Origin of the sequence: Pseudomonas oryzihabitans (genome assembly GCF_007665395.1) — a bacterium.
Lineage (GTDB): Bacteria > Pseudomonadota > Gammaproteobacteria > Pseudomonadales > Pseudomonadaceae > Chryseomonas > Chryseomonas psychrotolerans_C.
The window spans coordinates 66,508-88,405 of sequence record NZ_VDND01000006.1; the positions used below are offsets into that span (position 1 = coordinate 66,508).

Sequence of the window (21,898 nt, forward strand, 5' to 3'; positions counted from 1 at the left end):
GCTAGTAGCCCGCCGCCGCCCCGTTGCTGCGCGGATCGAAGGCGCCTTCGAACAACCCGTTGGCGTGGCGGACCGCCGCGCCCGCGTGGCCCATGGTCTCGCTGAAGGGCGGCAGCAGCTCCACCTCGTGGCCGAGCGCGCGCAATTCCTCGACCACCGAGGCGGGGAAGCGGCTCTCCAGCTTGAGGTTGTCGCTGCTCTCGCCCCAGGTACGGCCCAGCAACCAGCGCGGAGCCGTTATGGCCTCCTGCAGGCGCTGGCCGAACACCGCATAGCGGCTAAACACCGCCGCCTGGGTCTGCGGCTGGCCGTCGCCGCCCATGGTGCCGTAGACCAGGGTACGGCCATCGGCCAGGCGGGCGGCGGCCGGGTTGAGGGTATGGAAGGGCTGCTTGCCCGGCGCCAGGGCCAGGAGGTGCGCGGGGTCCAGGCTGAAGGAGGCGCCGCGGTTCTGCCAGTTGAGGCCGCTGTCCGGCAGCACCACGCCACTGCCGAACTCGTGGTAGATGCTCTGGATGAAGGACACCGCCAGGCCGTTGCCGTCGATCACGCCCATCCAGATGGTGTCGCCCGGCCCCTTGCCGCGGCCCCAGGGGCGCGCCCGCTGCGGGTCGATCTGGCCGGCCAGGTCGGCGAGCCAGGAGGGTTCCAGGCAGGCCTGGGGATCGAGGGTCATGTGCGCCGGGTCGGTGATGTGCTCGTCGCGCACCTTGAACGCCAGCTTGGTGGCTTCCACCAGGGTGTGGACGTGGGCGCTGCCATCGGCCGTGCAGCCGCCGAGGCCGGCCTGATCGGCGAGGCCGAGGATCAGTTGGGAGACCAGGCCCTGGGACGGCGGGGCCAGGTTGTAGACGCTGCCCGCGCTATGGGCGAGGTGCAGCGGCGTGACCCGCTTGGCGCGGTAGGCGGCGAGGTCGGCGGCGGTGACCGGGGTCCCCAGCGCGTCCAGGTCGGCGGCGATCCGGGCGGCCAGGTCGCCGCGATAGAAGTCGTCGAGACCGCGCTCCGCCAGCTGGCGCAGGGTCGCCGCCAGGCGCGGCTGGGTGAACAGGGCGCCTTCGGCGGGGACGGCGCCGTCGGGCAGGAAGGTCGCGGCGAAGCCGGGAAGGGCTTCCAGTTCGGCACGCTTGGCCAGGGTCGCCAGGTGCTGGGAGCCGGTCACCGGGATCCCGGCCTCGGCGTAGTGGATGGCATCGGCCAGCAGGCGCGGCAGGGGCAGGCGCCCGCCGAACTCCGCGGCCAGCTCCAGGGCGGCCTGCCAGCCGCCGACGGTGCCGGCCACGGTGAGCGCGGCGCGCGGACCGCGGGTGGGGATGGCGCTCAGATCGGCATAGGCGGCCAGGGTCGCGCCGCTGCCGGCCGGGCCGCTGGCATCGAGGGCGATGGGCTCGCCCTCGGGCGGCACGATCAGCCAGAAGCCGTCGCCCCCCAGGCCGTTCATGTGCGGATAGACCACGGCGATGCTGGCCGCGGCCGCGACCATGGCCTCCACGGCATTGCCGCCTTCGCGCAGGACCGCCAGGGCAGACTGCGCCGCCAGGCTGTGGGGAGCGACGGCGATGCCGCGGGCGGCGACGGTGGTGTTGAGCATGGGGCTTCCTCGTTAGCGGGCGTGACGGGCCAGCCAGCGCTGGCGCAGGCGCTTGAGCACCAGCAGGGCCAGGGCGGCGGTGATGAGATCGAAGGCGATGGCGGTGGCGAACACCGGCAGCCAGCTGCCGCTGGACTGGTGCAGCAGGGCCGCGACCGGTCCGCCGAAGATCGAGCCGATGCCCTGGGCCATGTACAGGAAACCGTAGTTGGTGGTGGCGTGGCGGGTGCCGAAGGTGTCGGTGAGGGTGGAGGGGAACAGCGAGAAGATCTCGCCCCAGCCGAGGAAGACGACACCCGACAGCAGCACGAAGAGCACCGGGTTGTCGCTGGTCAGCAGCCAGAGGGTCATGGCGATGCCTTCGAAGCAGAAGGCGAAGGCCATGGTGTTCTCGCGGCCCCAGCGATCGGAGATCCAGCCGAACAGCGGGCGGGTCAGGCCATTGCAGATGCGGTCGATGGTCATGGCCAGCGGCAGGGCGGCCATGCCGAACACCATCACCTCGGTCATGCCGAAGTCCTTGGCGAAGCTGGCCATCTGCGAGGTGACCATCAGCCCCGAGGTGGACATCAGGGTAAACATGAGGAACATCAGCCAGAACAGCGGCGTCTTGAGCATCGCCTTGGGCGCGATGTCCGGGGCCGTGCCGACCTCGGCTGCCAGGGCCTTGGCCGGCGCCGGCGGTTGCCGCAGGAACTGGGCGGCGAGCAGGCCGACGATGCCCAGCACCACGCCGAAGGTGACCAGGGTGGTCTCCAGCCCCAGGCTCTTCAGGCTGTTGGCGATGGGAAAGGTGGTGACCATGGCGCCCATGCCATAGCCGGCCGCCACGGCGCCGGCGGCGAGGCCGCGGCGGTCGGGGAACCAGCGCACCATCAGCCCGACGACGCCGACGTAGACGATGCCGGTGCCCAGGCCGCCAAGCACGCCATAGGTCAGGTAGAGACTGGCGAGGCTGTCGGCGCGACTGGCCAGGATCCAGCTCAGGCCGCTGAGGGCACAGCCGCAGGCGATCAGCTTGCGGATGCCGAAGCGGTCCACCAGGAAGCCCTGGACCGGCGAGAAGAAGGTCTGCAGCACGATCAACAGCGAGAAGGTGACCTGCAGCGAGGCCAGGCCGGAGCCGAGCTTGGCGCTCAGCGGGCCGGTGAACAGCGTCCAGACGTACTGGGGGCTGGAGATGGCCATCATGCAGATAACGCCGGCGCACAGCTGGAACCAGCGCGAGGTAGCGGAGACGACGGGGGTCGAGGGCGCGATGAGCGGCTTGGTGGTCATCGGGTGCAATCCTGTCAGGGCAAGACGAGTGAGGGCAGGATGGCAAGGGATGCAGCGATCATCGTTATGGGCTGCGACGGCGAAGGGTGGGGTCGCGTCGGCCGGCTTTTCCAGAAAGTAGCACCCGCGAAGCCGGTCGGACTCACGCCAAAAGCCCAAAGGCATAGCGCGAAACGGACAACTGCGAGGCGCGCCTGCGCGCGGGGTGACGACCCGGGAGCGCCGACAGCATCCGGTCTAGGACACCCGGCGAAAGGACGCTGGCGGTCTAGGGCGCGGCCTGGGGGTGGCGACAGGCCGGGAGCGGCGGCGTAGCGGCAGTGGGCGAGCAGGCCGGAACAGGCCATGACCATCCGTCAGGTCGTGGCGGTCGACCTGTAGCGCCCGGGCGGATGGCGGTCGGTCATTCCCGGGACCGGCCAGGCGTCCGCTGCCACGGCGGGCGCCTGGGTGAGGTTTCCGGTGTGCGGGATCAGTGCGCCCCGGCCGGGGTAGCGCCGCCGGCGGTCGCGGGGGCCGGTTGCCGATGGCCGAAGGCCTGGCCGAGGTCGTCGCCCGAGGTGGTGCGATTGTCGTCGGTGCGCCACTTGGCCACCTCGGCGGCGCTGACCGGCGGTGCCCCGTTGCCCCAGCTGGCGCGGATGAAGCTGACCACGTCGGCCACCTGGGCATCGTCCAGGCGCCAGCCGAAGGGCGGCATGACGATCATCGAGGGCGCGGTGTGCAGGCCGGGTAGGGTACCGCCCTTGAGCACGATGTTGATCAGCGAGCTGGCATCGGCCGTGCGCAGCACCGGATTGCCGGCCAGCGCCGGGAACACCCGGTCGTAGCCCTGGCCGTCGGTGCGGTGGCAGGCGGCGCAGTTGTCGACATAGACCTGGGCCCCGCGGGCGCTGTCGTCGCCGCGCCAGAGCGCCGCGGCGGCGCGACCGTCGGCCTGGAAGGGCGCATCCTGCGGATCCTTCGGCGGCAGGGTCTTGAGGTAGCGAGCGATGGCGAGCAGGTCGGCGTCGCTCAGGTACTGCAGGCTGTGCTGCACCACCTCGGTCATGCCACCGAACACCGCGCTGTCGGCGGAGCGACCGGTCTTGAGGAACTGCACCAGCTGCTCTTCGCTCCAGCGGCCCAGGCCGTCGCGCTGGTCGCCGCGCAGGTTCTTGGCGATCCAGCCTTCCAGGGGCGCGCTGCCGGCGAGGAAGTCCTTGCCATCGGCGGGGGAGAGCGCCTTCTCCTGCATGGTCAGGGCGCGCGGGGTATGGCAGGCGCCGCAGTGGCCGAGGCCTTCCACCAGGTAGGCACCGCGGGCCACCACCGGATCCTGGTCCGGCGCCGGCTGGAATTGCACCACCGCGGGGGCGAACAGCTGACGCCAGATCGCCAGCGGCCAGCGCATGGACAGCGGCCAGGGGATGTCGCTGTCGCGATTGGCCTGGGCCACCGGGGTCACGCCGTGCATGAAGTAGGCGTAGAGGGCGCGCATGTCGCCCTCGCTGACCCGGGCATAGGAGGGGTAGGGCATGGCCGGGTAGAGGGTATGGCCCTCCTTGGCGATGCCCTGGCGGATGGCGGCATCGAAGTCGGCGAAGCCGTAGTCGCCGATGCCGGTCTGCCGATCCGGAGTGATGTTGGTGGAATAGAGGGTGCCGATGGGCGTCTGCATCGGCAGGCCGCCGGCGAAGGGCTGGCCGCCCGGCGCCGTGTGGCAGGCCACGCAGTCACCGGCGCGGGCCAGGTATTCGCCCTTCTTGATCAACGCCGGGTCAGTGTCGTCGGCGGCCTGGACGCCCAGGGTCAGGCCGGCGCCGAGCAGCAGGGTCGCGAGGGTACGGAGGATCATGGGCGCGCCTCTCATGCCTGCACCAGCGGGCCGGGGTTCTTCAGGTACTGCTCGCGGATGGCCCGCGCCGACCAGTAGGTCAGGGCCGCCACCAGGCCGGTGGGGTTGTAGCCCAGGCCCTGGGGAAAGGCCGAGGCGCCCGGCACGAAGACGTTGTGCACGTCCCAGCTCTGCAGGTAGCGATTGACCGCGCTGGTCTTGGGGTCGGTGCCCATGATGGCGCCACCGTTCAGGTGGGTGGTCTGGTAGCTGGCAGTGTTGAAGTGGCCGCCGAAATCCTTGACCGACACGCTGATGTGCTCGGGATTCATGGCCTCGGCGATCTTCTTCATCTTGGCCGCCATGAAGCGGGTCATGCGGATGTCGTTGTCCTTCCAGTCGAAGGTCATGCGCAGCAGCGGCTGGCCGTAGGCGTCCCTGTAGGTGGGGTCCAGGTCCAGGTAGTTGTCGCGATAGGACTGGTGCGCGCCGTGGGCGTCCATCGACAACTGATGGTTGTAGTAGCCGGCCTGGGCCTTTTTCCAGGCGCTGCCCCACTGCGGCGTGCCAGGCGGATTGGCCGCCCCGGCGATGGGCCGGGTACCGGCCTGGTTGACCCACATGGGCGAGCCACCGACGAAGCCGTGGGGGCCGTGGTCGAAGTTGTCGGCGTTGAAATCGTCCACCGCCACGCCATTGCCACCGGCGCCGATGAAGGGATTGGTGTGGTGCTGATCCTTGCGAAAGAAGGCCTTGATGGTGGCCATGTTCTGGTAGGCGAAGTTGCGGCCGACCACGCCCTCGCCGGTCTTGGGATCATAGGGCTGGCCGATGCCCGAGAGCAGCATCAGGCGCACGTTGTTGAACTGGAAGGCGGCGAGGATGACGATATCGGCCGGCTGCTCCAGTTCCTGGCCCTGGGCGTCCAGGTAGGTCACCCCGGTGGCCTTCTTGCCGGTGCTGTCCAGGTTCACCTTCAGCACATGGGCCTGGCTGCGCAGCTCGAAGCGCGGCTCCTGCTTGAGCGCCGGCAGGATGTTCAGATTCGGCGAGGCCTTGGAATACATGTAGCAGACGTAGCCGCTGCAGTAGCCGCAGAAGTTGCAGGGCCCCATCTGGCAGCCGTAGGGGTTGGTGTAGGGCCCCGAGGTGTTGGCCGAGGGCAGGTTGTAGGGGTGATAGCCCACGTCGCGCGCGGCCTTTTCGAACAGCTGCGCCGAGACGGTGTTCTTCTGCGCCGGCAGCGGGAAGTCGCTGGAGCGATCCGCGGCATAGGGATTGCCGCCCTTGCCGTCGCCCACCACCTGACCCTTTATCGTCCAGGCGGTGCCCGAGGTACCGAACACCTTCTCGGCGAAGTCGAAGTAGGGCTCCAGCTCGGCGTAGCTGACGCCGAAGTCCTGGATGGTCATGCCCTCGGGAATGAATTTCTTGCCGTAGCGCTCCTCGTAGTGGCTGCGCAGGCGCAGTTCCACCGGGTCGACGCGGAAGTGCACGCCGGACCAGTGCAGGCCGGCGCCGCCCACGCCATCGCCAGGCAGGAAGACGCCCAGCTGCCGGTTGGGCAGGGCGACGTCGTTGACGCTGTGGCGGATGGTGACGGTTTCCTTGGAGACGTCGACGAACAGCTTCTTGCGGATGCTGTAGGTGAGTTCGTCGATCACCTGGGGATAGGAGCCATCGGGATAGGTGTCCCGGTAGCTGCCGCGTTCCAGGGCCACCACGTCCAGTCCGGCCTCGGTCAGCTCCTTGGCCATGATGGCGCCGGTCCAGCCGAAGCCGACGATCACCACGTTCTTGCTGGGCAATACCTTGGCCATCAGCCGCGCTCCCCGCGAATGGAGACTGGCGGCAGCGGATAGCGTTCGTCGCGCTCCACCCAGTCCATGAAGTCGGCGCGGGCACCGGGGAAATTCACCAGCTTCCAGCCGACCAGTTGCTTGTTGCCGCCATGCAGCGGATCGCAATAGAAGCCTTCCTTGGTGTTCTGCAACAGCTGGGCGAAGAACAGCTTGGCCGGCACGCCGTCCAGCGGTGCGTCACCGCTTTCCAGGGCCTTGAGCGCCTCGTCCTGCTGGGCGGGGGCGAGCTCGGCGAAGGCCTTGCCCTGTTGCTGACCCGTCCAGCGATCCACCGCGGCGATGCCCAGGCGATAGAGATCCTGGGGCACCAGGCGACTCTGGTAGCCCATTTCCGGCGCGGCATCGGTGGCGAAGGGGCCCTGCATGTACCAGAGGCCACCGCGGGCATAGGCGGTCTGCATCTGCCGGTCGATGAACTCGGGCGCACCGGCTTCCAGGGCCCCCGGGCCGAGGTCGTCCGCCGGGATCAGCCGGGCCACCGCGGCCTGCACGAAGGCCCATTCCTCGGCGGTGAAGAACACCGGCTGGTAATGGTCGGCGCGCGGGCTGCTGCCGGGCTTGTCCACCGGGGTTGAGGCGGCGAGGCCGAGGCTCGGCGTGGCGCTGCCGGCCAGGGCCACCACGGGAATCAGGCTCAGGGACTTGCGCAGGAAGTCGCGGCGGGCCGGGACGGAATCGTCTGCGGACATGGTCAGGGTCTCATCAGGTGCCCGACGTGGAACCGCAGGGCTTATGGTTAGCTAGCTAATATGTTGGAATATTACCAACATCCGCGGACCGCCGTTACATTTTGTCGCAGCTGTGCAGAGGTCCGGCCGCCCGCGCAAGTTCCCGTCTGGCGGGCATTGGCGGCGAAAAACCCCTGGGTGCGGCTCGATGGCTGTGCCCAGCAGTCCGGAGCGGTACCGGTGAAGTGGGATTCATTCGGCGCTGTCATCACTCTTGCCCCGGCAGCGGACGAGCGGGGATAACCGGAAGGGCGGGCTAAAGTTACCTAAGGTTCCACCGCGTCAAGCACCATAAAGGTGCAAGTTGCACCAAGTGATACCTAACGAAGCAAGCCGTAGCGGCACTGGCATAGGGAAGAAATCGCTTTGCACATCAGATGCTTAGCGCGATACCTGGTGGGAGTGCCGCTTTTCCGCCACTTTGCGCGACGTCCTGCACCCTTTGAGTTCGTTTTATGCCGATTTCAGCGAGGGTGGCGCGCAAGTTGCACTTGGGAGGCTTTCCGTTGTCAGGTAACACCTTATGTCCAACGCAGAATGCAGCCTCTCTCCGGCGCTCAAACCGCGCCATGTGACCATGTTGTCCATCGCTGGCGTGATCGGCGCCGGCCTGTTCGTCGGCTCCGGCCATGCCATCGCCGCCGCCGGCCCCGCCGTACTGCTGGCCTATGCCCTGGCGGGTACCCTGGTGGTGCTGGTCATGCGCATGCTGGGGGAGATGGCCGTCGCCTCGCCCGATACCGGCTCCTTCTCCTCCTATGCCCAGCAGGGCATCGGTCGCTGGGCCGGCTTCACCATCGGCTGGCTGTACTGGTGGTTCTGGGTGCTGGTGATCCCGCTGGAGGCCGTGGCCGCCGCCGCCATCCTCAACGCCTGGTTCCCGGCCGTCGCCACCTGGCAGTTCGCCCTGGTCATCACCGGCATCCTGACCGTGACCAACCTGTTCAGCGTCGCCAAGTACGGGGAGTTCGAATTCTGGTTCGCCCTGCTCAAGGTGATCGCCATCGTCGCCTTCATCGCCCTGGGCGCGGCTGCGCTGGTCGGCGCCCTGCCGGGGCGCGAGGTCAGTGGCCTGAGCAATCTCATGGCCCACACCGGCGGCTTCATGCCCAATGGCTTCGGCGCCGTCCTCGGCGCCCTGCTGACCACCATGTTCAGCTTCATGGGCACCGAGATCGTCACCATCGCCGCGGCCGAGTCCAAGGATCCGTCCCGGCAGATCAGCAAGGCCACCAACTCGGTGATCTGGCGGATCGCGCTGTTCTACCTGGTCTCCATCTTCCTGGTGGTGTCCATGGTGCCCTGGAACGACGCCCAGCTGCCGCTGGTGGGCTCCTACCAGCGCGCGCTGGAAGTGCTGTCGATCCCCAACGCCAAGCTGATCGTCGACTGCGTGGTGCTGGTCGCCGTCGCCAGCTGCCTCAACTCGGCGCTCTACACCGCTTCGCGCATGCTCTATTCGCTGGCCCGCCGTGGCGATGCCCCGGCCAAGCTGGGCCGGGCTTCCAGCAGCGGTGTGCCGCGCGCTGCCGTGCTGGCCAGCACCGCTGTGGGCTTCCTGACCACCATCGCCAACTACACCATGCCCGAGGCGGTGTTCAGCTTCCTGCTGTCCACCTCCGGCGCCGTGGCCCTGCTGGTCTACCTGGTGATCGCCGTGACCCAGCTGCGCCTGAGACGCAAGCTGATCGCCCGTGGCGAGCAGCTGGAATTCCGCATGTGGCTGTTCCCCTGGCTGACCTGGGCGGTGATCGTCTTCATCGTCGGGGCCCTGACCGTGATGCTGTTCAGCGAGGCGCACCGCTTCGAGATCCTGGCGACCGGGCTGCTGGCGCTGGTGGTGGTGGCCATCGGTACCTGGGTGGGGCGCCGTCAGCCCCAGGCCCCGGCCATGGCGGCCGCGGTACGCTGAAGCCCTGGCGATCCCGGCACGACAGCTGTGCCGGGATTGCACCCTCATGGGGCAAAAAAGGATCGTGAGGCTGGACAGGGGCCGCGGTAACAGGTAGAACAGCAGCCCTGTTCAGTGCCTCGCGATGGAACTGTACAGGCCCGATTACCTCGTCTGTTCCCTCTGGTAACCGAAAAATGCACTGCAATGGTGCTTTACGTTACAGAATGACCCATATTGCAGCAGTACAGTTGCAATTGTGTGCAGAGTGACCCGCGAACCTTTCCTTGGACTGTTACTGGTGGTAGCACTCGCCTGGCGAGACAATGGCGCCATTCGATGACCAGTACCCGTCACAAGCGGGAAGGAAAGCCACCATGGAACGCACCTTCAGTTCCTCGCTGTACAACGCCAAACCCAGCAGCCGTGTTCCTGCTGCCCTGCGTGTGATCTCCACCCTGTCCACCTGGCAGCGTCGGATTGCCAGCCGCAATGAACTGGCGCGTCTGGATGCTCGTATGCTGGCCGATGCCGGTATCACTGAAGCCCAGCGTTACCAGGAAATGCACAAGCCGTTCTGGCGCTGAGCCCGGCTGCTGCAACGTCTTCACGAACCCCGCCACGGCGGGGTTTGTTTTGTCCGGGCCTTGCAGCGTCCGGACAGCAAAAAGCCCCGGCATGCCGGGGCTTTTTGCTGTCCGCCCGCAAGGGGCCGGAATTACTGCATGTTGTTCTGGTTGCGCGCGTCGACCTTGTTGGGCTTGTCGCTCTTGAAGGGCACTTCGGCAGCGCCGTCGGCACCTCCCTTCACGGTGGTCTTGCCCGGCACCTCGGTGGTGGCGGAGCCGTTGACGGCCGTGGCGCTCTTGGAGGTTTCGGCCGCGAAGACACCCGTGGCCATCGACAGCATCACAGCAGCGGTAGAGGTGATCAGCAGCTTTTTCATGGGTATCGGCCTCGTCGAAATAAACCTGTGAATCTGGTTGGACCCGGTCCAGGATGGAGGCGGGCATCAGCTGCGAACGGGCAGGTCCACAGCGCACAGTGCAGTTGACTACCGCCCGGAATGCCGGGTTCCAGGGCATTTGTGAACATTTGTGGTGGGCTCCGCCCGCGGTGGGCGGCTCTTTTGCAGCCGCCTTGGCCGTAGCGCTTCCCAAGCGCTGCCGCGCGCCGGACAATCCCCTGACGAACCCCCTGCCGTGGGCGTGGTCAGTTCGCAGATCGCGCCTCTTCCACCGATAAGGACAATCATGAGGGCTCACCGCTTCGCCTCCCTCTGCCAGGCAATGACTGCTCTGACCCTGCTGGCCCTGTTACCGGGCTGTTCCCAGGAACACCCGCCCACCGCGGAGCTGGCCCGGGTGGTGGTGATCCAGCTGAGTCCGGTGAACGATACCCAGCGCTATCCCTTCACTGGCGACATCCAGGCCCGGGTCCAGGCGCCGCTCGGTTTCCGGTTGAGCGGCAAGATCAGCGAGCGGCTGGCGGACGTGGGTGACCGGGTGCGCGAGGGGCAGGTGCTGGCGCGTCTGGATCCCCAGGACCTGCGTAACAACCTGGCCGCTGCCCAGGCCCAGGTGGAGGCCCAGGAGGCCCGCGCGCGCCTGGCCCGCATCGACTTCGAGCGCCAGGCCGCGCTGCTGCCCAAGGGCTACACCAGTCGCAGCCAGTACGACCAGGCGCAAGCGACTCTCGACGGGGCGCGCAGCGCCTTGCAGACCGCCACGGCCCAGCGCGACGATGCGCGCAAGCAACTGGGCTACACCGAGTTACGCGCCAGCGCCGCGGGCGTCCTGACCGCCCGCCACGCCGAGGCCGGCCAGGTGGTGCAGGCCGGCGCGGCGATCTTCGACCTGGCGGTGAGCGGCGAACTCGACGCCGTCTTCGATCTCTACGAATCCCTCGCCCGCGAGCTGAAGCTCGGCCAGACCCTGCCCATCAGCCTGCAGGCGCAACCCAAGGTGACCACCCAGGGCACCCTGCGCGAGATCGCGCCGACGGTGGCCAGCAGCGGGACGGTGCGGGTGAAGGTGCAACTCGACCAGCCTCCCGCCGGCATGACCCTCGGGGCGGTGGTCAATGCCCAGGTGGCCAGTGCGGCGAGCCAGGGCTTCGCCTTGCCGTGGACGGCGCTGAACGGCACCACCGACCAGCCGGCCGCCTGGCGCCTGAACGACGATGGCCGGGTCACCCTGCAGCCGCTGCGCATCGAGCGTTACACCCGCGACAGCATCATCGTGACCGACGGCCTGAAGGCCGGTGACCGCATCGTGGTCGCCGGTGGCCAGGCCCTCAGCCCCGGGCAGCGGGTCGAGCTCGCCGAGCGCTCGGCCTTCAACGAGGTGCGGCCATGAAGCCCTTGTTGCCACTCTGCCTGCTGCTGGCGCTGGCCGGTTGTTCCGACGACGAGGCGCCGCCGCCCCCGGTCCGTCCGGTGGCCACCGTCACCCTCGACGCCCCGCCCGCGCCGCGCGAGGTATTCGCCGGCAGCATCCAGGCGCGCTACGAAAGCGTGCTGGGCTTTCGCGTCGGCGGACGCATGACCCGGCGCCTGCTGGACGTCGGTGCACCGGTCCGGCGCGGCCAGTTGCTGGCGGCGCTGGACCCCACCGACCAGGACAATGCCCTGCGCAGTCGCCAAGGCCAGACCGCCGACGCCCAGGCGCAATGGCGCGATGCCAGCAACGATGCCAGGCGCCAGCAACAGCTGTTCGACCAGGGCGTCGGCTCGCGCTCCCAGCTGGACCAGGCGCTGACCCGGCTGCACACCCTGGAGGCCGCGCGCGAGCAGGCCCAGAGCGCCGAGCGCCAGGCCCGCGACCAGCGCAACTATGCCGAGCTCTACAGTGATTTCGAGGGCGTCATCACCGCCTGGCAGGCCGAGGTCGGCCAGGTGGTCTCCGCCGGCCAGCCGGTGGTGCGGGTCGCCCGGCCCGACATCCGCGAGGCGGTGCTGGACCTGCCGGCGTCGGCCATCGGCCAGCTGGAGCCGCAGCGTCCGCTGACGGTACGCATGGCGCTGGATCCGGCGGTCGCCGTCAGCGGCAAGGTCCGCGAGATCGAACCCCAGGCGGATGCCACCACCCGCACCCGGCGGGTCCGGCTCACCCTGGACGACCCGCCCGCGGCGCTGCGCATCGGGACCCTGGTGCAGGGCGAACTGGAGCTGCCGCCGGCCGCCGGCCTGGCGCTGCCGGTACAGGCGCTGCGGCGCCAGGGTGACCAGGTTGCGGTCTGGGTGGTAGAGGGCAGGGGCGAGCAGGCGCAGGTGCGCCAGCGCACGGTGCAGGTCATCCGCGAAGCCGCTGGCCAGGCGTGGATCGGCAGCGGCCTGAGCGCCGGTGATCGGGTCGTGGTCGCGGGAGTCAACAGTCTCGAGGAGGGGCAGCGGGTGAAGGATCAGGAGGGCGCTCGGCTATGAAAGGCTTCAACCTGTCGGACTGGGCGCTGCGCCACCAATCCTTCGTCTGGTACCTGATGTTCGTCGCCCTGCTGATGGGCGTGTTCTCCTACATGAAGCTGGGGCGCGAGGAGGATCCGTCCTTCGCCATCAAGACCATGGTCATCCAGACCCGCTGGCCGGGGGCGACCACCGAGGAGACCCTGCGCCAGGTCACCGAGCGGGTGGAGAAGAAGCTCGAGGAGCTGGATTCCCTCGACTACACCAAGAGCTTCACCCGGCCGGGGCAATCCACGGTATTCGTCTACCTGCGCGACACCACACCGGCCAAGGCGATTCCCGATATCTGGTACCAGGTGCGCAAGAAGATCGCCGACATCCAGGGCGAATTCCCCCAGGGCATCCAGGGTCCGGCCTTCAACGACGAATTCGGCGACGTCTTCGGCAGCATCTATGCCTTCACCGGCGACGGCTTCAGCATGCGCCAGCTGCGCGACCAGGTGGAGCAGGTGCGGCGCGAGATCCGCAGCGTGCCGGGCATCGGCAAGGTGCAGGTGCTCGGTGCGGAGAACGAGGTCATCTACCTGGACTTCTCCACCCGCAAGCTGGCCGCCCTGGGGCTGGACCAGCGCCAGGTGATGCAGAGCCTGCAGCAGCAGAATGCGGTGACGCCGTCGGGCACCATCGAGTCCGGCGCCGAGCGCATCAGTGTGCGCACCAGCGGCGAATTCCGCTCCACCGCCGATCTCGCGGCGGTCAACCTGCGTATCGACGACCGCTTCTACCGCCTCACCGACCTGGCCGACATCCGCAGCGGCTACGCCGATCCGCCGAGTTCGCTGTTCCGCTACAACGGCCAGCCGGCCATAGGTCTCGCCATCGCCATGAGCAGCGGCGGCAACATCCAGACCTTCGGTGCGGCGCTCACCGAGCGGATGCAGGAGCTGACCGGCGACCTGCCGGTGGGCATCGGCGTGCACGTGGTCTCCAACCAGGCGCAGGTGGTGGAGAAGGCCGTCGGTGGCTTCACTCGGGCGCTGTTCGAAGCGGTCATCATCGTGCTGGTGGTGAGCTTCATCAGCCTCGGCGTGCGCGCCGGCCTGGTGGTGGCGTTGTCGATCCCCCTGACCCTGGCGCTGGTGTTCGTCTTCATGGAGTACAGCGGCATCACCATGCAGCGGATCTCGCTGGGCGCCCTGATCATCGCCCTGGGCCTGCTGGTGGACGACGCCATGATCACCGTGGAGATGATGGTGACCAAGCGCGAGGAGGGCGAGTCGCTGCACCGCTCGGCGACCTTCGCCTACGAGTCCACCGCCTTTCCCATGCTCACCGGCACCCTGGTGACGGTGGCCGGCTTCGTGCCCATCGGCCTCAACTCCAGCAGCGCCGGCCAGTACACCTTCACGCTGTTCGCGGTGATCGCGGTGGCCCTGCTGCTGTCCTGGATCGTGGCGGTGTTCTTCTCGCCGGTGATCGGCGTGCACATCCTGCCGAAGCAGGCGAAGCAGAAGGACCATGACCGGCCGGGCCGCCTGGCACGTTGGTCCGATGGCCTGCTGCTGGGCGCCATGCGCCACCGCTGGCTGACCATCGCCCTCACGGTGCTGCTGTTCGCCGCGGCGCTGTTCGCCATGAAGTTCGTGCAGAACCAGTTCTTCCCGTCCTCGGATCGGCCCGAGTTGCTGATCGACTTCAACCTGCCGCAGAACGCCTCCCTCGATGCCACCCGCGCCCAGATGGACAGGTTCGAGAAGACCCTCGCCGGCGATCCGGACGTGGACCACTGGAGTTCCTACGTCGGCCAGGGGGCGGTACGTTTCTACCTGCCGCTGGACCAGCAGCTGGAGAATCCCTTCTATGGCCAGGTGATCCTGGTGGCCAAGGACCTGGAGGCGCGCAATCGCCTGCTGCCCAAGCTCAAGCAGCGGCTGCGCCAGGACTTCGTCGGGCTGTCCGGCTATGTCCAGCCGCTGGAGATGGGCCCGCCGGTGGGCCGGCCGATCCAGTACCGCATCAGCGGCCCGGACGTCGCCGAGGTGCGTCGCCAGGCGCTGGCGCTGGCCAGCGTACTGGGCAAGAGTCCGCAACTGGGCGACTTCCTCTACGACTGGAACGAGCCGGCGCGGATGCTCAAGGTCGAGGTCAACCAGGACAAGGCGCGGCAGCTGGGCTTTTCCTCCCAGGACGTGGCGCAGATCCTCAATGGCGTGGTGACCGGGACCCCGGTGACCCAGGTGCGCGACGACATCTATCTGGTCAACGTCATGGCGCGCGCCAGCGAGGCGGAGCGGCGCTCGGTGGAGACCCTGGAAAACCTGCAGATCATGACCCCCCAGGGTGTCGCGGTGCCGCTCAAGGCCTTCGCCCGCATCGACTACGCCCTGGAGCAGCCGCTGGTGTGGCGGCGCGATCGCCTGCCCACCATCACCCTCAAGGCCTCGATCCTCGGTGACATCCTGGCGCCCGACCTGGTCAAGCAGCTGCAGCCGGACGTCGACGCCTTCATCGCCAAGCTGCCGCCGCGCTACCACGTCGCGGTGGGCGGCACGGTGGAGGAGAGCAGCAAGGCCCAGGGCCCCATCGCCGAGGTGGTGCCGCTGATGCTGTTCCTCATGGCCACCTTCCTGATGATCCAGCTGCATAGCATCCGCAAGCTGTTCCTGGTGGCGAGCGTGGCGCCCCTCGGCCTGATCGGCGTGGTGCTGGGGCTGATCCCCTTCGGCCAGCCGCTGGGCTTCGTCGCCATCCTCGGGGTGCTGGCGCTGATCGGCATCATCATCCGCAACTCGGTGATCCTGGTGACCCAGATCGACGCCTTCGAGCGCGACGGTCGCTCGCCCTGGGACGCCGTGGTGGAAGCCACCCGTCATCGCCGGCGGCCCATCCTGCTGACCGCCGCGGCCGCCAGCCTGGGCATGATCCCCATCGCCCGCGAGGTGTTCTGGGGGCCCATGGCCTACGCCATGATCGGCGGCATCGTGGCCGCGACGCTGCTGACCCTGCTGTTCCTGCCGGCGCTGTACGTCGCCAGCTATCGCATCCGCGAGCCACGCCGTGAGGGCTGAGGCGCAGGCAAAAAAAACGGCCCCCTGGCGGAGGTCTTCGCTGAAGACATCTGCCAGGAGGCCGCAAGGAGCTATCCAAGGAGCCACTGCCGGAGGGAAGGATTCGCGCGGTCAGCAAGTCGAATCCACAGCAGCTCACCGCACCACTATCGGGCGTCCAGATTTTTCAATAAAGTGACGCCTTGACGAAACTCCATTGCGAAAAAGGCAATAATGGATATTTTCCAAGGCATGCGCATCTTCGTCCGGGTGGTGGATCTGGGCAGCCTCACGGCCGCCGCCCATACCCTCGACCTGTCCACTGCCCAGGTGTCGCGCCTGCTCGCCGAGCTGGAAAGCCACCTGCAGACGCGTCTGCTGCACCGCACCACCCGGCGGCTGGCGCTGACCGAGGCCGGCGAGCGCTACCTCGAACGCTGCCGGCGCATCTTGCAGGACGTCGGCGAAGCCGAGGCCGAGGCCAGCGGGGCGCACCTCAAGCCCCATGGCCATCTGCGCCTGCATTCCATGACCGGCCTCGGCACCCAGCTGCTCGCGCCCCTGGTATCGCGCTTCTGCGCGCGCTATCCGCAGGTGGAGATCGTCATGAACCTGTCGCAGAACCATCCGGCGCTGCTGGAGGATGGCCATGACATCGCCATCACCCTGGACACCGAGCTGGCCGATTCGGACTTCGTCGCCCAGCGCCTGGGCGGGGTCTACAGCGTGGTCTGCGCCGCGCCCAGCTATCTGGCGCGGCGGCCAGCGCCCCAGGTGCCGGCCGAGCTGGCCGAGCACGACTGCCTGCGCCTGCTCGATCCGAACTTTTCCGAACGCTGGGTCTTCGCGGGGCCCGAAGGCGAGCAGCAGGTCGCCCCGCGCTACGTCTTCCAGGTCAACGTCGCCGAAGCCCTGGCCAGCGTGGCGCGGCAGGGCATGGGGATCTGCCTGCTGCCCAGCTACATCGCGGTCAACTACCTGAGAGACGGCAGCCTAGTGCGGTTGCTGCCCAACTTCCGCCTGCGCGAGCGCAACATCCATGCGCTCTATCCCTCGCGGCGCTTCCTCGATGCCAAGATCAAGACCTGGATCGACTTCCTCAAGGAGGAGCTGCCGGAGCGCCTGCAACTGGAGAACCTGGTCCTGGAGGATCAGCGCTACTGGGCCAAGGACTAGCTGGCGCTGTTGCAGCTTCTGTAACAGTGATTTAGTTAGCCTGCTATTTATTAGGCTGCGTTCATTGCCTAGAATGGCCCTGTACCCCGATGAACACATCCCCCGAGGAGTTCGCCATGAAACGTTCTCTGTCCGCCCTGTTGCTGACCCTGGCCACCCTGACCGCCGCCCAGTTCGCCGCGGCCGACGACAATCCCAGCCTGAGATACAAGCTGGTCGATCAGAATCACGCCGCCATGCAGCACTACGGCGATCAGTCCGCTCCCGCCGCCAACGTGCGTCGCTGAGCCGCTGCGCTTTCGAAAGACCACCCCCTCTTTGCTCCTTTGGTCTTTCTCCGCCGCACCCATCGGGTGCGGCTTTTTTATATCTGCGGCACACTGAGCCCCTGACCTTGTCGAGGTGCCCATGACCGCCACTTCCGCTCAACGACTCGCCCGCCTGCGTGCCTTCCTGGCCGAGCAGGGCGCCGATGCCTGCCTCATTCCCAGTGCCGATCCGCACCTGTCCGAATACCTGCCCGAGCACTGGCAAGGGCGTGCCTGGCTGTCCGGGTTCACCGGCTCCGCCGGCCTGCTGCTGGTGACCCGCGACGCCGCCGGCGTCTGGACCGACAGCCGCTACTGGGAGCAGGCCGCCCGTGAGCTGGACGGCAGCGGCATCGACCTGATGAAGCAGGTGGCCAGCCAGCCCCAGGCCCATCTGCACTGGCTGGCGGCCCAGGTGCCCGAAGGCGGCACCGTGCTGGTGGACGGCCAGGTGCTGTCCCTCGGCGCGGCCGCCGCGCTACGGCGCGTCCTCGAGCCGAAGCGCATCCAGCTGCGGACCGATCAGGATCCGCTGGCGATCTGGCCCGAGCGCCCGGCATTGCCGGCCGCGCCGGTCTTCGTGCACGCGCCGCCCTATGCGCCCCAGCCCCGCGGCGCCAAGCTCGCCCAGGTGCGTGAGGCCATGGCCGAGGCGGGGGCGGACTGGCATTTCATCTCCTCGCTGGACGACCTCGCCTGGCTGCTCAACCTGCGCGGCGCGGACGTCCCCTACAACCCGGTATTCCTCGCCCACCTGCTGCTGGGCCAGGACAGCTGCCAGCTGTTCATCGATCCGGCCAAGGTCCCGGCCGACATCCAGGCGGCCCTGGCGGCGGACGGCGTGACCCTGGTCGATTACGGCCAGGCGGCCGCCGAGCTGGGGCGGCTGCCGGCGGGCAGTACCCTGCTGGTGGACCCCGCGCGCGTCACCCTCGGGCTGGTCGAGGCCGCGCCCGCGGGCGTCAAGCGGCTGGAGCAGATCAATCCGTCCACCCTGTTCAAGGCCTGCAAGACCGCCGCGGAAGTGGCCCAGGTGCGCACCGCCATGGAGGAGGACGGCGCGGCACTCTGCGTCTTCTTCGCCCGTTTCGAAGCGGCCCTGGCCCGTGGCGAGCGGCTCACCGAGCTGACCGTGGACGACTGGCTGAGCGAGGCACGCGCGGCGCGACCGAATTTCGTCTCCCTGAGCTTCGCCACCATCGCCGGCTTCAACGCCGGTGGCGCCCTGCCGCACTATCGGGCGACCGAGGAGGCCCATGCCGAACTCCAGGGCGACGGCCTGTTGCTGATCGACAGCGGCGGCCAGTACCTGGGCGGCACCACCGACATCACCCGGGTGGTGCCCATCGGCACGCCCAACGCGGCGCAGAAGCGTGACTTCACCCTGGTGCTCAAGGGCATGCTGGCGCTGTCGCGGGCCCGTTTCCCCGCCGGCGTCGCCGCGCCCATGCTCGACGCCCTGGCCCGCGAGCCGATCTGGGCCGCCGGCATCGACTACGGTCATGGCACCGGCCACGGCGTGGGCTATTTCCTCAATGTGCACGAGGGCCCGCAGTCGATTTCCTTCTATGCCGCCATCACCCCGCACCACGTGTTGCGCGAGGGCATGATCACCTCCAACGAACCGGGGATCTACCGACCCGGCCAGTGGGGCGTGCGGCTGGAAAACCTGCTGCTGTGCACCCAGGCGGGGAGTACCGAGTTCGGTGATTTCCTCGCCTTCGAAACCCTGACCCTTTGCCCGCTGGACACCCGCTGCCTGGATCTCGCCCTGCTGCGCGCCGACGAGCTGGACTGGCTGGATGGCTATCACGCCGAGGTTCGCCGCCGCCTCCTGCCGTTGGTGGAGGGTGCCGCGCGCGACTGGCTGCTGGCGCGTACCGAACCCGTCGCGAGGACCGCCCCATGAGCAGCAACGCCCAGCAATTCGCCAGTGACAATTACTCCGGCATCTGTCCGGAAGCCTGGGCCGCCATGGCCGCGGCCAACGTCGGCCACGAGACCGCCTACGGCAACGACACCTGGACGGCACGCGCCGCCGATCGCTTTCGCCAGCTGTTCGAGACCGACTGCGAGGTGTTCTTCGCCTTCAACGGCACGGCGGCCAATTCCCTGGCCCTGGCGGCGTTGTGCCAGAGCTATCACAGCGTCATCTGCGCCGACACCGCCCACGTCGAGACCGACGAATGCGGCGCGCCGGAATTCTTCTCCAACGGCTCCAAGCTGCTGCTGGCGCCGTCGCACCACGGCAAGCTGACGCCTGGCGCCATCCAGCAGATCGCCACCAAGCGCGCCGACATCCACTTTCCCAAGCCGCGGGCGGTGACCGTCACCCAGGCCACCGAGGTGGGGACCCTCTATGGACTGCACGAGCTGCAGGCCATCAGCGCCACCTGCCGCGACCTCGGCCTGCACCTGCACATGGACGGTTCGCGCTTCTCCAACGCCGTGGCCGGCCTGGGCTGCACCCCGGCCGAGGTGACCTGGAAGGCGGGCGTCGACGTGCTCTGCTTCGGTGGCACCAAGAGCGGCATGGCGGTGGGAGAGGCCATCCTGTTCTTCAACCGCGACCTGGCCGAAGACTTCGAATACCGCTGCAAGCAGGCCGGCCAGCTGGCCTCCAAGATGAGATTCCTCTCCGCGCCCTGGCTCGGCGTGCTGGAAAACGACACCTGGCTGCGCCACGCCCGCCACGCCAACGCCATGGCCCGGCTGCTCGCCGAGCGGGTCCGCGAAGTGCCCGGCGTCGACTTCATGTTCCCGGTCGAGGCCAACTCGGTGTTCCTGCAACTCTCGGAGCCGGCGCTGGACGTCCTGCGCAGTCGCGGTTGGCGCTTCTACACCTTCATCGGCAGCGGCGGCGCACGTTTCATGTGCTCCTGGGATACCGAGGAGGCCCGGGTGCTGGAGCTGGCGGCGGACATTCGCATGGCGATGGGCGGGTAGGGCGTATCGCGGCCAGCGGAGCGATAGGCTGTAGGTTGGGTTGCGACGGCGCTATCGTCGAAGCCCAACATTGCAGGGGCCTGAGCAAAACCTGTTGGGCTTCGCTGCGCTCAACCCAACCTACGGTGGATCGTGAGAGCTACCGCATCGGCGGACCGTCGTTGCCGTAATAGGCGAATGCGTAGGGTGGATGACGGCGCAGCCTCATCCACCGGTGCCCCGCTCCCAAGGCGGACAGGTCGCGCGTCTTGTCTTCTCGATCGCGGCCCGGGCGGTCCGCCATTACGGCGGCCCCTAGGCACGGGGCCCGACGGTTGATCGCGATTTGGCCAGGGCTGATGACGCTGAACGCCTGCTCGGCTAACCCCCTCTCCCCCTGGGAGAGGGCTGGGGTGAGGGTGTTCCTCGCCACGCTGGTCCAGTTGAAAAGGCTACGCCGTTTTCCACCCTACTGCGGCCCGTAGGTTGGGTTGAGACGGCTCTATCGGCGAAGCCCAACATTGCAGGGCCCGAGCAAAAGCCTGTTGGGCTTCGCTGCGCTCAACCCAACCTACGGTGGCTCGTAGAAGCGGCCGCATCGGCGAGCCGTCGTGGCCGTAATAAGCGAATACGTAGGGTGGATGACGGCGTAGCCTCATCCACCGCTGCCGTGCCGCTCGTGGAGGAAAACGCTGCGCGGTGTTCCAGGCTACGGTGTTCACCGGGGACGCCGCCCGCCCCAACCGTTACCATGGCCGATCTCTCCCTCGTCCCCGGCGATTCATGGCCAAGAAGTCCAGCAAAGCCCTCTCTACCACGGTCAATTCCGCTGCCCCCACGCTCATCGACGTGGCGCGGGTCGCCGGGGTGTCGCCGATCACCGTCTCGCGGGCGCTGAATCGACCGGAGATCGTCAGCGAGGCGGCGCGGGAGAAGGTGCTGGCGGCGGTGCGGGCCACCGGCTACGTGCCCAATCTGCTGGCCGGCGGCCTGGCCTCCAAGCGCAGTCGCCTGGTGGCGCTGTTCGTGCCGACCATCGTCCACTCCATCTTCGCCGAGACCGTCCAGGCCTTGATGGCGCGGCTGTCCCAGGCCGGCTACCAGACCCTGCTCGGCCTGACCGGCTACAGCGCCGAACAGGAAGAGCAGCTGCTGGCCGCGGTGCTGGGGCGCAAGCCCGACGGCATCGTGCTGACCGGTACCCTGCACACCGCGGCCAGTCGCCAGCGCCTGGCCCAGGCTGGCATCCCGGTGGTGGAGTCCTGGGACCTGGGCGAGGACCCCCTGGACATGCAGGTGGGCTTCTCCCACGAAGCCGTGGGTCGCGCCCAGGCGGATCATCTGTACGCCCGTGGCTATCGCCACTTCGCCGTGGTGTCGGTGGACGATCCGCGCGCCCTGCGGCGCTGCCGCAGCCTGGTCGCGCAGCTGGCCGAGCTGGGCTTGGCGGAACCGCCGCTGGAGATCCTGCCAGCCCCCGCGCTGGTGGAATCCGGTCGGGCCGGCCTGCGCCAGCTGTTGGCCCGCGACGAGGCCTTCGACGTGGTGGTCTGCAGCTCGGATACCGTCGCCCAGGGCGTGATGGCGGAAGCGGCCAGTCGCGGTCTGCGCCTGCCCGAGGACCTGGCGGTCCTGGGCTTCGGCAATCTCTCCAGCGCGGCCCAGATGCATCCCGCGCTGTCGTCGGTGAGCGTCGCGGGCGATCGCATGGGCGCCCTGGCGGCGGAGGCGCTGCTACAGCGCCTCACCGAGGGCGAAGGTACCCGGGAGGCAGTGCGCATCGACACCGGCTTCCACATCATCGACCGCGCCACGACCTGACCACCGGTCTTTAAGTCGTTAGACGTCATACTTGTTTGATTGCGCAATCATG

The 21,898-nt window shown here is 68.1% G+C and carries 16 protein-coding genes; 10 read left to right on the forward strand and 6 right to left on the reverse strand.

All coding sequences use genetic code 11. The features are described from left to right. Position 1 precedes the first annotated feature (1 nt). The 5 genes from FSV73_RS14010 to FSV73_RS14030 form a co-directional block, all read right to left on the reverse strand. On the reverse strand, positions 2 to 1,591 hold the full coding sequence (locus FSV73_RS14010) for a gamma-glutamyltransferase family protein (protein ID WP_145008468.1): 1,590 nt from the start codon (positions 1,589 to 1,591) through the stop codon (positions 2 to 4). A gap of 12 nt (positions 1,592 to 1,603) precedes the next feature. Further along, on the reverse strand, positions 1,604 to 2,869 hold the full coding sequence (gene oxlT, locus FSV73_RS14015) for an oxalate/formate MFS antiporter (RefSeq protein WP_145008469.1): 1,266 nt from the start codon (positions 2,867 to 2,869) through the stop codon (positions 1,604 to 1,606). 472 nt (positions 2,870 to 3,341) lie between these two features. Further along, entirely contained in the window at positions 3,342 to 4,706 is a 1,365-nt protein-coding gene (locus tag FSV73_RS14020; protein WP_186309237.1) for a c-type cytochrome, read from the reverse strand. A gap of 11 nt (positions 4,707 to 4,717) precedes the next feature. Further along, positions 4,718 to 6,505: a GMC family oxidoreductase gene (locus tag FSV73_RS14025; RefSeq protein ID WP_145008471.1), complete on the reverse strand. Its 1,788-nt coding sequence runs from the start codon at positions 6,503 to 6,505 to the stop codon at positions 4,718 to 4,720. Beyond that, entirely contained in the window at positions 6,505 to 7,236 is a 732-nt protein-coding gene (locus FSV73_RS14030; protein WP_145008472.1) for a gluconate 2-dehydrogenase subunit 3 family protein, read from the reverse strand. Before FSV73_RS14030 ends, FSV73_RS14025 begins: the two co-directional genes overlap by 1 nt. 562 nt (positions 7,237 to 7,798) lie before the next feature. On the opposite strand from FSV73_RS14030, the gene gabP reads away from it, so the two are divergent. Together gabP and FSV73_RS14040 are read left to right on the forward strand one after the other, a co-directional pair. Further along, positions 7,799 to 9,187 (forward strand): GABA permease, encoded by a 1,389-nt coding sequence (gabP, locus tag FSV73_RS14035; protein WP_145008473.1) that lies wholly within the window; start codon positions 7,799 to 7,801, stop codon positions 9,185 to 9,187. A 356-nt stretch (positions 9,188 to 9,543) separates the two neighbouring features. After that, the gene (locus tag FSV73_RS14040) at positions 9,544 to 9,753 is read left to right on the forward strand and encodes a DUF1127 domain-containing protein (protein ID WP_145008474.1); all 210 of its coding nucleotides are present in this window, start codon (positions 9,544 to 9,546) and stop codon (positions 9,751 to 9,753) included. 131 nt (positions 9,754 to 9,884) lie between these two features. Here the strand turns inward: FSV73_RS14040 and FSV73_RS14045 are convergent, their stop codons facing one another. Next, positions 9,885 to 10,112, reverse strand: a complete 228-nt coding sequence (locus FSV73_RS14045; RefSeq protein ID WP_027598123.1) for a hypothetical protein — start codon at positions 10,110 to 10,112, stop codon at positions 9,885 to 9,887. Positions 10,113 to 10,419: 307 nt separating this feature from the next. On the opposite strand from FSV73_RS14045, the gene FSV73_RS14050 reads away from it, so the two are divergent. The 8 genes from FSV73_RS14050 (at position 10,420) to FSV73_RS14080 (ending at position 21,846) form a co-directional block, all read left to right on the forward strand. Continuing rightward, a complete protein-coding gene (locus FSV73_RS14050) occupies positions 10,420 to 11,523 on the forward strand; it encodes an efflux RND transporter periplasmic adaptor subunit (RefSeq protein WP_145008475.1) in 1,104 nt (367 codons plus the stop codon). After that, the gene (locus tag FSV73_RS14055) at positions 11,520 to 12,590 is read left to right on the forward strand and encodes an efflux RND transporter periplasmic adaptor subunit (RefSeq protein ID WP_145008476.1); all 1,071 of its coding nucleotides are present in this window, start codon (positions 11,520 to 11,522) and stop codon (positions 12,588 to 12,590) included. The genes FSV73_RS14050 and FSV73_RS14055 overlap by 4 nt, the downstream gene beginning before the upstream one ends. Beyond that, positions 12,587 to 15,637, forward strand: a complete 3,051-nt coding sequence (locus tag FSV73_RS14060) for an efflux RND transporter permease subunit (RefSeq protein ID WP_145008477.1) — start codon at positions 12,587 to 12,589, stop codon at positions 15,635 to 15,637. Before FSV73_RS14055 ends, FSV73_RS14060 begins: the two co-directional genes overlap by 4 nt. A 213-nt stretch (positions 15,638 to 15,850) precedes the next feature. Beyond that, positions 15,851 to 16,792 carry a LysR family transcriptional regulator gene (locus FSV73_RS14065; RefSeq protein WP_222119451.1) on the forward strand — a complete coding sequence of 314 codons (942 nt, stop codon included), beginning with the start codon at positions 15,851 to 15,853 and terminating at the stop codon, positions 16,790 to 16,792. Positions 16,793 to 16,908: 116 nt separating this feature from the next. Beyond that, positions 16,909 to 17,079, forward strand: coding sequence for a hypothetical protein (locus FSV73_RS25580; protein ID WP_186309238.1), 171 nt, complete (start codon positions 16,909 to 16,911; stop codon positions 17,077 to 17,079). Positions 17,080 to 17,200: 121 nt separating this feature from the next. Beyond that, positions 17,201 to 19,009, forward strand: a complete 1,809-nt coding sequence (locus FSV73_RS14070; RefSeq protein ID WP_145008478.1) for an aminopeptidase P family protein — start codon at positions 17,201 to 17,203, stop codon at positions 19,007 to 19,009. After that, positions 19,006 to 20,046: a threonine aldolase family protein gene (locus FSV73_RS14075; protein WP_145008479.1), complete on the forward strand. Its 1,041-nt coding sequence runs from the start codon at positions 19,006 to 19,008 to the stop codon at positions 20,044 to 20,046. The genes FSV73_RS14070 and FSV73_RS14075 overlap by 4 nt, the downstream gene beginning before the upstream one ends. 762 nt (positions 20,047 to 20,808) lie before the next feature. Next, positions 20,809 to 21,846 (forward strand): LacI family DNA-binding transcriptional regulator, encoded by a 1,038-nt coding sequence (locus FSV73_RS14080; protein WP_145008480.1) that lies wholly within the window; start codon positions 20,809 to 20,811, stop codon positions 21,844 to 21,846. Positions 21,847 to 21,898 lie beyond the last annotated feature (52 nt).